This window comes from Aliidiomarina maris (assembly GCF_003987335.1).
GTDB lineage: Bacteria > Pseudomonadota > Gammaproteobacteria > Enterobacterales > Alteromonadaceae > Aliidiomarina > Aliidiomarina maris.
The window spans coordinates 77925-89131 of record NZ_PIPK01000009.1 but is presented as its reverse complement, the minus strand read 5'-3'; the positions used below and the strand labels follow the sequence as shown (position 1 = coordinate 89131).

Annotated in this window: 12 protein-coding genes; 2 read left to right on the top strand and 10 right to left on the bottom strand. The window is 51.8% G+C overall.

Annotated elements, in window-relative coordinates; all coding sequences use genetic code 11:
- Nucleotides 1-42: 42 nt before the first annotated feature.
- The 5 genes from CWE07_RS10255 to CWE07_RS10235 form a co-directional block, all read right to left on the bottom strand.
- Entirely contained in the window at nt 43-315 is a 273-nt protein-coding gene (locus CWE07_RS10255) for a hypothetical protein (protein ID WP_111569765.1), read from the bottom strand.
- 97 nt (nt 316-412) lie between these two features.
- Entirely contained in the window at nt 413-1138 is a 726-nt protein-coding gene (locus tag CWE07_RS10250) for an SDR family NAD(P)-dependent oxidoreductase (RefSeq protein ID WP_111569766.1), read from the bottom strand.
- A 58-nt stretch (nt 1139-1196) separates the two neighbouring features.
- A complete protein-coding gene (gene dtd / locus CWE07_RS10245) occupies nt 1197-1634 on the bottom strand; it encodes a D-aminoacyl-tRNA deacylase (RefSeq protein WP_111569767.1) in 438 nt (145 codons plus the stop codon).
- Nucleotides 1631-2572, bottom strand: a complete 942-nt coding sequence (locus CWE07_RS10240) for a virulence factor BrkB family protein (protein ID WP_111569768.1) — start codon at nt 2570-2572, stop codon at nt 1631-1633. The genes dtd and CWE07_RS10240 overlap by 4 nt, the downstream gene beginning before the upstream one ends.
- Nucleotides 2573-2598: 26 nt before the next feature.
- Nucleotides 2599-3276, bottom strand: coding sequence for a spermidine synthase (locus tag CWE07_RS10235; protein WP_111569769.1), 678 nt, complete (start codon nt 3274-3276; stop codon nt 2599-2601).
- 65 nt (nt 3277-3341) lie between these two features.
- Between CWE07_RS10235 and CWE07_RS10230 the strand changes: the two genes are divergently transcribed.
- Nucleotides 3342-4247, top strand: a complete 906-nt coding sequence (locus tag CWE07_RS10230; protein WP_111569770.1) for a bifunctional GNAT family N-acetyltransferase/hotdog fold thioesterase — start codon at nt 3342-3344, stop codon at nt 4245-4247.
- Nucleotides 4248-4334: 87 nt separating this feature from the next.
- Here CWE07_RS10230 and hutH read toward each other — a convergent pair whose 3' ends face one another.
- The 3 genes from hutH to hutC are packed head-to-tail and all read right to left on the bottom strand — an operon-like array spanning nt 4335 to nt 8275.
- Nucleotides 4335-5861, bottom strand: a complete 1527-nt coding sequence (gene hutH / locus CWE07_RS10225; RefSeq protein WP_111569771.1) for a histidine ammonia-lyase — start codon at nt 5859-5861, stop codon at nt 4335-4337.
- Between the two features lie 12 nt (nt 5862-5873).
- Nucleotides 5874-7547, bottom strand: coding sequence for a urocanate hydratase (gene hutU, locus CWE07_RS10220; protein ID WP_111569772.1), 1674 nt, complete (start codon nt 7545-7547; stop codon nt 5874-5876).
- Between the two features lie 2 nt (nt 7548-7549).
- Complete coding sequence (gene hutC, locus CWE07_RS10215) at nt 7550-8275, bottom strand: histidine utilization repressor (RefSeq protein WP_111569773.1); 726 nt, start codon at nt 8273-8275, stop codon at nt 7550-7552.
- A 109-nt stretch (nt 8276-8384) separates the two neighbouring features.
- Here hutC and hutI point away from each other — a divergent pair, with 109 nt between their 5' ends.
- Entirely contained in the window at nt 8385-9602 is a 1218-nt protein-coding gene (hutI, locus tag CWE07_RS10210) for an imidazolonepropionase (protein ID WP_111569774.1), read from the top strand.
- Here the strand turns inward: hutI and CWE07_RS10205 are convergent.
- Complete coding sequence (locus tag CWE07_RS10205) at nt 9572-10612, bottom strand: arginase family protein (RefSeq protein ID WP_111569775.1); 1041 nt, start codon at nt 10610-10612, stop codon at nt 9572-9574. The genes hutI and CWE07_RS10205 overlap by 31 nt on opposite strands.
- A gap of 10 nt (nt 10613-10622) precedes the next feature.
- The gene (gene rraA / locus CWE07_RS10200; RefSeq protein ID WP_111569776.1) at nt 10623-11108 is read right to left on the bottom strand and encodes a ribonuclease E activity regulator RraA; all 486 of its coding nucleotides are present in this window, start codon (nt 11106-11108) and stop codon (nt 10623-10625) included.
- Between the last annotated feature and the right edge of the window lie 99 nt (nt 11109-11207).

Here is an 11207-nt window from a genome sequence, read left to right as displayed (position 1 = left end):
TACTGCTCGCGTGCGATTAAAGCCGTTGATTTTACCTCGTCTTTACAATTTGGATTGGGTTTTTGTGCCACGGTGCGGGTGGCGCTCGCCTTGTTGGCGTTGATAGAAGCGGTGCGCCAGCACAAAGGCGTGAATAATCGCAAGTACGTATAGGACTGGCCCCGCAGCGTAGCCACCCATGAAGGCGCCTGTATTCGCGCTATACAGCGCTACAATCGCCAATACAAATAGCACCGCACTTAGGGCGACCTGTAGACGGCCGCCACTTAGAAAAACACTGACTGGGGGGCACACCAGTGCAAGTAAGTAGTTCATGCATACCTCTTAATTATCAGTATAGTGGGTATTGTTTAATTCACCTCTGTGCAGCATGAACCTTTTTTGACCACGGGGCAAGCCACTTCAACGAGCCTTAATAAGGCAAAGCCTTACCATCCCAAAACCAAAAGCCACCGGATTGCTCAGGGCTTAAGTTCGCTATCACCGCAAGAATGCGCTGCGCACTTAATTCGGGGGTAAACAAGCTGTCGTCCGCAATACGCTGTTGAAATGGTTTCGATAGTTCTGTGTCTGTGGTGCCCGGATGAATCACGGCCAAGCAAAGCTGCTTGTGTGTGCGCTTAAATTCAATCGCTGCGGTTTTAAACAACATATTTAAAGCGGCTTTTGAGGCGCGATAACCGTACCAACCCCCTAAGTGATTATCGCTGATACTCGCAACTTTAGCGCCAAGCTGCGCGACCACTGCGAGCTCGTTCTTAGGTAACAAAGGCTTAAGCGCTTGCAGAATCAAAATTGGCAAACTGGCATTCACCGCGAAGTATTCCGCCAACTGCGCTTCGTTCAGTGCCTCAATGCGACGCTCTGGGCCCCATTCACCTTGATGCAGCCAACCAATCGTAGAAATAATATGGTGAAGTTTAATATCGCGCGATTCTAAATCCCGGAAAGCCTGTTGATAGCCTTGCAGCGTGCCGTCGACCTGGAACCACTCAACGGCTGCGGGTATATCACTCGGTTTAGGCTGTCGGCTGACTGCAAACAATTGGTCTATGTGACCTTGAGCTTGCGCAGCGATTTGTTGGTCCAGTAACGCACGGCCGATGCCACCAGCCGCACCAATAATAAGAGCATGCATACAAACGCCTTGTTTACGTGGGTGTATGCTCAAATACGTGAACGCTGAAAGAAAAGTTTCAGGTCTCTAAATTGAAAGTCACCGGACCGTCGTTAACCAAATGCACTTGCATGTCAGCGCCAAATTCACCGGTCGCAACGCGTACACCCTCAGCGCTTACTGCAGCACAGAACTCGCGATATAACGCATCCGCTTGCTGCGGCAACGCGGCACTTGAAAAGCTTGGACGACGTCCTTTGCGCGTATCCGCTGCAAGGGTGAATTGCGATACCACTAACACCTCACCGCCACTATCGCGCACATCCAGATTCATCTTATCTTCGGCATCGGAAAATATCCGATAACCGACCACGCGTTGCGCTAACTTGTGCGCTTGTGCCTGGGTGTCGGCTTTCTCAACCCCGAGTAACACCAACAGGCCATGCTGGATTTGGCCCACTACTTGACCACCGACTTCGACTCTGGCTTCGCGCACGCGTTGAATTAATGCTTTCATGCTGGCCTTTTTTTATCCTTGTTGTCGTTCTCGTCTGGCTCTAAATCGACAGCCAGTTGCTCTGCTTCTTCGCGGTTCATCGCCGGTTTATTTTCGCCGCGATACTCTTCCACCGTGGCGGTCACTTCAGCGCCGATTAAAATAATATTCCAAGATAAATATATCCACACAATCAGGATTGGGATCGTCGCCACTGCGCCATACACGCGTTCGTACGTGGGAAAGTATTGTAAATACATGCTGAATGCATTCTTCGCGAATTCAAATAACACGGCTGCGGCCAAGGCCCCCCAGAAGGCGTGACGTACGCGCACGACTTTATTCGGCACCAGCACATAAATCAGCAAGAACGCGACCGTGGTGGATATAAGCGGCAGCAAGGTCAGCATTAATGAATTAATCCCACGCACATACTCATCCGCCGCTGCAGTTAACGCCAGTAGATACGAGCTCGCGCCAATACTCAAGCCAATCAGCACTGGGCCCAAAGTTAGAATCATCCAATACACCGCCAGTGACACCACGAAGCGGCGTTTTTTCGTAATTCGCCAAATACGGTTTAGCGATTTGTCGATGTTACTCATCAACATAATCGCCACGACAAACAGGAAACTTACGCCAATAGCAGATAACTGGTGGGCATTTTCAATAAAAGTGCCGAAATAGCTTTCCAGCGCCTCACCAGTAGACGGCACTAAGTTCGCCATCACAAGGTCTTGCATGGTTTCGCGAATCTCTTGGAACGCAGGCAGACTTGCCATCACGGACACTATCACCGCCACCATCGGCACCAGTGACAACATAGTGACATAGGTAAGATGCCCAGCAGTCACGCTGACCTTGTCTTCAAGGCAGCGGTTCACAAAGGCTTTAAGAAACTTAAAGGTGTGCTTGCCACCGCCAAACAGCAGAATTTTTTGTCTATGCCAATTAATCATACATGTCCTTGTGTGTTAGCAGCTGCCTAAGCATTAAACCGCAAGCGATGAATCTGGTTCGCAAAGCCGCTCGCGGTTTGCAATGTGTGCTGGAGTGAATGCTGTGCCGCCAATTGCGCGAAAAACTCAGTACTGTCAAGGCCTTCAAGCTGCATATGCGGCAACCAATTGATCACCAACTCGCCACTGGGGCTTAAGCGGTTTAAGCAGTTGGCCACTAAGGTTTGGCTCAGTTGATCATAGACGTCACATAAGATCAGCTCAAATTGACTGTTTTTCGCCTGACCCAAATATTGCTGGCTCTCAGCTAATTCAATATGCAACTTAAATGGCGCTGTTGGTGGTGTCGGCTCAAAGTAATCCCAATACAGGTTAATCACTTCACTACTGCGCTCAACTGTCACCCAATCAAGGGCCAAACCGCGTAAGTTTGCGTGGCGCACAGCGCTGCCACCGCCTAAGCCCAACTCCAACACGCGCGCACCGGCTGGCAAAGTGTCTAACTGTGCTAACATCAGCCGTTGGTGCGCGAACTCGAGTGCCGCAGGGTCTTGCAGGTTCATAATACTTTGCACCGCATCGCCCATTAGCATAAAACGATAATCTTGATTCTCCATCACCACTACTCTAACCTCAGATTCTGCGGTGAAGTACAACACCTCGGCACTAAGTAGTTCGCGTTGGAAGTCAGCTGCCTGTAACACGATTTGGGTATCCGGGCTAAAAACAATGTCACCAGTTTACGGTATTCACTGGAAATCAGGAAGCTATGCAATACACCATTATTCAACCCAGCACTGAACAACAGCTTAATGACTATTTTCAGTTGCGTTGGGAGGTTTTACGCAAACCTTTCAAACGCCCACGCGGTTCAGAACAAGACGAATACGACCAGGTCAGTGAGCACTGCATGTTGGTCGACGCTGACCAGCAAGCCATTGGCATCGGACGCCTGCATTTTAATAGCCCTGAAGAAGCCCAAATTCGTTTTATGGCGGTAAAGCCTGACCTGCAAGGCGAAGGGCATGGCGTGCGAATTATTCAATTTCTTGAGCTAAAAGCGCGCGACCAAGGTGCAACGCGGGTGATTATTAATTCCCGTGATACCACGTTAGGGTTTTATTTGAAGTGCGGTTATGAGCTGAAAGAAGAAGCCGATACCGTCAACAATCCGATGGCTGAGCACCAGTTGGTTAAGTACATTGATGCCAGTAACCACATTATTTACCGTCCGCGCTGGTGTCACGAATTACAGCAGACTTGGCAGCAGCAAATTCCGATTAGTGATGCGATGGGCATTCGCATATACCAATACACGGGTCGCAGTTTAGAAACGCGAGCGAATTTAGCCCGCAATGTGAATGTGCATGACACTATGTTCGCAGGCAGCATTTACTCGTTAGCCACCTTAACCGGCTGGGGTATGGTGCAGCTACAGTTACAGGAAAAAGAGTTGGATGGCGCGGTGGTATTGGCCGAAGGCTCAATTAAGTACCTCAAGCCCCTCGCCAGCGAACCGCGTGCGGTGGTGTATTTAGAAGACTTACATGGGAATATGCAGGTGCTGCGCAAGCATAAAAACGCTCACCTCAATGTCGATGTCACAGTCTATGACGAAGACACCCCAGTGGCCTACTTTAACGGCCGTTATGTGGTCAAAGCGCAGCGCCCATAAAAAGCGCAGCGCCCATAAAAAGCGCAGCGCCCATAAAAAGCACAGCGCCCATAAAAGCGACGGGCGCTGGCCTCTTGCGCTGCATGCTTAGTGGTAGCTACTCAGCGGACACAATCCAGTTAATTCACCACTTAAGATTAAGCGGCCAATCGCCTCAATATCCGGTGAAAAATAGCGATCTTCACTATAAAAGCTGACATCGCGACGCACGGTGGCGTGCACTTGCTCCAACGTTGGCGACGATTTCAACGGGCGTCTAAAGTCCAACCCTTGAGCTGCCGCCAGCAGTTCTACCGCCAAGATATGCGCGGTGTTATCGCTGATATCTTGTAAGCGGCGCGCCGCGAAGGTGGCCATCGACACATGGTCTTCCTGGTTGGCAGACGTCGGTAAGCTATCTACCGATGCTGGGTGTGCCAAGGTTTTGTTCTCTGAAGCCAATGCCGCCGCGGTCACCTGCGCCAGCATAAAACCTGAGTTCACCCCACCATTATTCACCAGGAACGGCGGTAAATTACTTAAATTCTGATCGATAAGTAGTGCCATGCGACGCTCAGACAATGCACCGATTTCGCTACATGCAATGGCTAATGCATCTGCCGCTAATGCCACCGGCTCCGCATGGAAGTTACCGCCCGAGAGAATGTCGTTGTCCTCAGCAAACACCAGCGGGTTATCCGTAACGCCATTGGCTTCACGCTCAAGCACACTGGCATTGAACTCAATTTGGTCATAAATGGCGCCCATAACTTGAGGCTGACAACGCAGCGAGTAGGGGTCTTGAACTTTGCCACAATTTTCGTGCGAGCCACCGATCTCGCTACTTGGCTGCAAAATGCCACGCAACGCGGCAGCGACTTTGATTTGTCCAGGCTGCCCACGCACTTCGTGAATACGCGCATCAAAAGGTGTGCGAGAACCAAGTGCGGCTTCTACGCTCATACTGCCGGTCAACAGTGCCGCATGAAACACATCCTGAATCGCGAACAGGCCATGTAGCGCCAAGGCCGTTGATGCTTGGGTGCCATTTAACAGCGCTAAGCCTTCTTTCGGGGCCAGCTCCATCGGGCTCAAGCCCGCATGGCGTAAACCTTCTTTAGCGCTCATGACTTGCCCGTTGACACGTACTTGGCCTTCACCTAGCAGTGGCAACACAAGGTGCGCAAGCGGGGCTAAATCGCCACTGGCACCCACAGAGCCTTTTTCTGGCACACAGGGGTACACTTCATGGTTCAGTAGGCTGATAAGCGCATCCATCACTTCAAGGCGTACACCTGAGAAGCCACGTGCCAATGAGTTAATTTTTAGCACCAGCATCAGACGTACTACCTCGTCCGACATAAACCGACCTATACCCGCCGCATGGGACAGTACAATTTTGCGTTGTAGCTCAGTCAATTCTTCGGGCTTAATTCGGGTATTCGCCAGTAAGCCGAAGCCAGTATTGATACCGTAGACCACACGCCCTGCAGCGAGTACATCCGCCACGGTTTGCGCCGCTTGGTCGATACGTTCCCGACTTGATGCTGACAGGCTTAATTGCACCGGTGCACGGTCAAACTGACGTAATTGACTTAAGGTTAGTTGGCCAGGTTGTAACTCAAATCCACTCATTACCGGTCTCGCTTAATCTTTTAACATAGGTAAGTCGAGCTGTTGCTCTTGGGCACAGCGCTTAGCAATTTCATAGCCTGCGTCGGCATGACGCATCACGCCTGTGGCAGGGTCGTTCCATAGCACACGGGCTAAGCGCGCATCGGCTTCATCGGTGCCATCCGCGACAATCACCACACCGGAATGCTGCGAGTAGCCCATACCAACACCACCGCCATGGTGCAGGCTGACCCAAGTGGCGCCGCCTGCAGTGCTCAAAAGCGCGTTCAGTAACGGCCAATCAGACACTGCGTCGGAGCCGTCAAGCATGGCCTCTGTTTCGCGATTAGGGCTGGCTACAGAGCCGGAATCTAAATGATCACGTCCAATCACAACCGGTGCTTTTAACTCGCCATTTTTAACCATCTGGTTGAACGCACGTGCTATCCGCGCTCTGTCTTTTAGTCCGATCCAGCAAATGCGCGCTGGCAAGCCTTGAAATGCAATGCGCTCGCGCGCCATATCGAGCCAGTTATGCAGGTGCGCATCGTCAGTAATCAGTTCCTTTACTTTGGCATCGGTCTTGTAGATGTCTTCCGGATCACCAGACAGCGCGACCCAACGGAACGGGCCAATGCCCTGACAAAACAGTGGACGAATATAGGCGGGAACAAAGCCAGGGAAATCAAAGGCGTTATCAACACCTACGTCTTTCGCCATTTGGCGAATATTGTTGCCGTAATCCAGCACCGCGGCGCCGCGCGTTTGCATGGCTAGCATGGCGCGTACCTGTACCGCCATTGACTGCTTTGCCGCTTTTACTACCTCACTGCTGTGGCTTACGCGTTCGCTAGCTGCCTGTTGCATGGTCCAGCCCTGAGGTAAATAACCATTCAATGGGTCGTGGGCTGAGGTTTGATCGGTCACTACGTCCGGCGTAATGCCGCGCTCAACCAGCTCAGCAAACACATCGGCGGCATTACCAAGTAAGCCTACCGATATCGCTTTGCCATCGTGTTTGGCCGCTTCTATATACTCCAGCGCTTGGTCCAAGCTGGTGGCTTTGACATCCACGTAACGCGTGCGCAAACGAAAATCGATACGGCTTTCATCCACTTCGACCGCCAACATCGAAAAGCCCGCCATGGTCGCGGCTAATGGTTGCGCACCACCCATACCGCCCAAGCCACCAGTTAGAATCCACTTACCTGCGGCGTCGCCATCAAAGTGTTGCTTAGCAACCGCACCAAAGGTTTCGTAGGTGCCTTGAACAATGCCTTGAGAGCCAATGTAAATCCAGGAACCCGCGGTCATTTGACCGTACATCATCAAGCCTTGCTTATCTAACTCGTTGAAGTGCTCCCAATTTGCCCATTGCGGCACCAAGTTAGAATTCGCAATTAACACGCGTGGCGCGTTACTGTGGGTTTTGAATACCCCCACCGGCTTACCGCTTTGGACCAATAACGACTCGTCGTCTTGCAAGCGATCGAGCACCTCAACGATTTTATCGAAGCACGCCCAATCACGTGCCGCGCGTCCAATACCGCCGTATACCACCAAACCTTGAGGATGCTCAGCAACCTCAGGGTCCAGGTTATTCATTAACATGCGCTTGGCGGCTTCAGTCTGCCAGCTCAGGGCTGTTTTCTCGCTGCCGCGCGGGGCTTTAATAGTTCGATTTGGGTCTAGTCTTGGGTCTTGCATGATTACTCCTGCGGCTTTGAGCGCGGTGTTCTGCGGGTAAAAGTCATGTGCCCGCCAAGGCGGAAGCGACTACCTGGATGGGTGAGCACGGCGTGGCTGACCACTCCGTCACGGCTCCAGGTACGGCGCTGCACTTGCAGACAAGGTTCTGGCATAGACATGCTTAACCAAATCTGTTGCTGACGGGTTGGCAACACGGCTTCTATCATGTGGCTAGCCTGGGTTAACGGTGTCATTTCACATAGGTATTCGTGTGGCGTGGCTTGGGTGAAGTCTTGATCTAAATAGTCGGGCACTAATTGCGGGTTCACATAGCGGTCCTCGACCTGCACGGCGTGACCATTTTCAAAGTGGGTAATCACCGAATGCCATACTCTGGTGCCTTGGGGCAGCTCTAGCGAAGTCGCAATACTTGGCTCGGCTTCAACTTCTTCGAGCAGTTGCACCACCGCGTGATGGCGATGCTTACGCAGACGAATTTCATCGGCAATATTACGAATCGTAAGGAGCGCCGACTGCGACTTCAATGGCGCCACAAAGGTGCCTGCGCCGCGGTTACGCACCACTAAGCCTTCGTCTGCCAGCTCTTGTAATGCACGCCGTGCGGTCATGCGGCTGACATTAAAGTCTTTCGCGAGTTGATTTTCAGAGCTCACCGGATGGTGCTCAGGCCATTCGCCGGACTCGATTTTGCGATACAACGCTTGTTTTATATGGTCATACTTCATAATGACTTGTCCCCAGAGGGCTACACACAATTGCTTGCGCCCTTGCTTACATGTTGTATATACAATAGCATGGTCGAGGTCTGGCTTAAAACAGTTTTGGAGAGCTTTCATGTCTGCGAGTGTGATTTACAATGCCCAACTATTGCCCATGCACCAGGGTGCGACATTTGACCTGCGCGCATCTGCAGCGCTGGTGATTGAAGATGGCAAAATTGCGTGGCTCGGCACGCACGACACATTACCTGCGCAGTACCAATCGCTTCCAGCCCTTGATGCCGAAGGCCACTTATTGACGCCTGGTTTAATCGACTGTCACACCCACTTGGTATGGGCAGGCTCACGCGCTAGCGAATTTTCTATGCGCTTGCATGGCGCCAGCTATGAAGAGATCTCAAATGCCGGTGGCGGTATTTTATCCACGGTGAAGGCCACTCGTGCAGCCAGTGAAGACACATTGTATGACCTCGCATTGCCGCGTATAGATGCATTGATTGCCCAGGGTGTGACCGAAATTGAGATTAAATCGGGCTATGGCTTGGACCTTGACACTGAGTTGAAACAGCTTCGCGTCGCGCGCCGCTTGGGCGCTAACCGCGATATTCGGGTGCATACCACCTTCCTAGCCGCCCATGCGCTCCCCCCTGAATATAGTGGCAACGCCGATGGCTATATCGACTATATTTGCGACATCATCTTGCCACAAGCCGTTGAGCAGGGCTTGGTGGATGCGGTGGATGTATTTTGTGAGCGGATCGGCTTTTCGCGGGCGCAAACCGAGCGTGTATTTGCCCGCGCCCAAGCATTTGGTTTGCCGGTTAAGTTGCATGCCGAGCAGTTAAGCGATCAAGACGGCGCTGCGCTTGTGGCTAAATATCAGGGTTTGTCAGCAGATCATCTGGAATACTTATCAGCACAAGGCATTCAGGCGATGGCCGAAGCTGGCACCGTCGCAGTGCTATTGCCCGGCGCGTTTTACTTTTTGCGTGAAACTAAATACCCACCGATTGAAGCACTGCGCAATGCTGGGGTGCCCATTGCGGTCGCGACCGACGCGAACCCGGGTTCATCGCCGATTCATCATGCGCAGCTGATGCTACACATGGCATGTACGTTATTTCGCTTAACCCCGGAAGAGGCCATCGCGGGCATGACCTGCCATGCTGCGCAAGCCCTAGGCAGTCAGCAAAGTGGTCAATTGCAGGTTGGTATGGATGCAAACTTAGCCTTATGGCAAGTGAAAGACCCGGCTGAATTATGCTATCAGTTTGGTGTTAATCCACTGATAGCGCGTTGGTATCAGGGGCGTTGCTCGCGGCCGAACAAGTAAGCCAGGGTTAATTCACTCAACAGCTGGCCGCTGGCGATATACCCGGCCTCAACGCCCGCAGGATGGCGTGCAGGTGCAGCTTCGGCTAGATGCAGATAACGCGTATAAGACGAAGCGGCCAATTGGCTGACGAACCGATACGCTTGAGGAAAACTCACCCCGGTATAATTAAGTGCGCTGGCAGGGGCTTGCATAATGGCATCGACGTCGAGCTCGAGCCCAAGGGGTGCTTGCCAACCAGCAACCAGCTCGCTGACTTCATCAATGGCCGTGGTAAATTGCATATCGTATAAGCGATGCATGCTATGGTAGCTAAACCCAGCTTCAGCAAGCTTGCGTAAACTCTGGGCTGAGTTTTTGCCCTCATGTAACGACACCACATGGTAATGCGCTAGCGCACCTTCCATATAAGCGTAGCTAAAGCCATTGCCGCTATGACGGCCTTCTAAAGGGCGAAAGTCCGCGTGGGGGTCAAGGTTGACACTGGCAAAGGCTTGCCCAGTGGTTTCAAAGCCTGCTTTTAGCAACGGATACGCGTTGTTATGCCCGCCGCCAATTAAAATCACTTCGTAATCCGCTTGAAACAGCGCGCTCACGACCTGCAACACGCGCTGGTCGAGTTCCGCACATAACGCTCTTAATTGCGCTAAAGTTTGATTGTTGGCGGTAGCTGGTGGCAAATCATCGGCTTGCTGCTGTAAGTCAGCGCAATCCACCTCGCCCACCAACAGTAATTCATGGGTTGGCATTGCTGGGGTGGCTTGTAAATTCATAAAAGCGTTTAGAAACGCCTGCCAACCAAGTTCCGCGCCACCCTTGCCACAATTGCCTTGTGGGCCAATCGATTCAGGCACGCCAACCAACGCGACCCGACAGCCTTCCGCTTGGTGGGAAGCTAAAAGCTCAGCCAAGTTATCGCCTTCGCGTAAGCAGGCAATGGCTTGGCCGATTTTAGTTTCGTGTTCACGCGGTCTTACCCATTGCTGCGGGTTGCTACGACGCAGGTACATAGAAACGCGCTTACTCGATGTCTAAAGGCTCAGGTGACAAGATAACCCCGGTGGTATCGGCATAAATATGGTCTTCAGGTAAGAAGGTAACGCCGCCAAAGTTAACTGGAATATCGACTTCACCGCCACCCGCTGCTGTCGCACCTACAGGAATAGATGCTATCGCTTGAATACCGATGTCTAAGTCTTCCAGCGCATCGACATCGCGCACGCAGCCGTAACAGATAATGCCTTCCCAATCATTTTCTAACGCGGCTTCGGCAACATTGAGGTCAATCAAAGCACGACGCATCGAGCCACCGCCATCGACCAGCAGTACTTTGCCAACCCCTGATTGTTGTAACGCACTCTCAATCAGCCCTTTGTCTTCATGGCACTTAACCGTGACGATTTGGCCGCCAAACGAGCTACGTCCACCGTAGTTCACGAACATTGGTTCAACCACATCAACCGCGTCTGCAAACAAGTCACACAGTTCAGAAGTGTTATATTCCATAATCAGGCTACCTAATACCAAGAGGGGTGGCACTCAGTATAAACCTTATAGGCACTAGATAAAAACCCACAATACGAATTAAAACAGTTGTTGATTTAA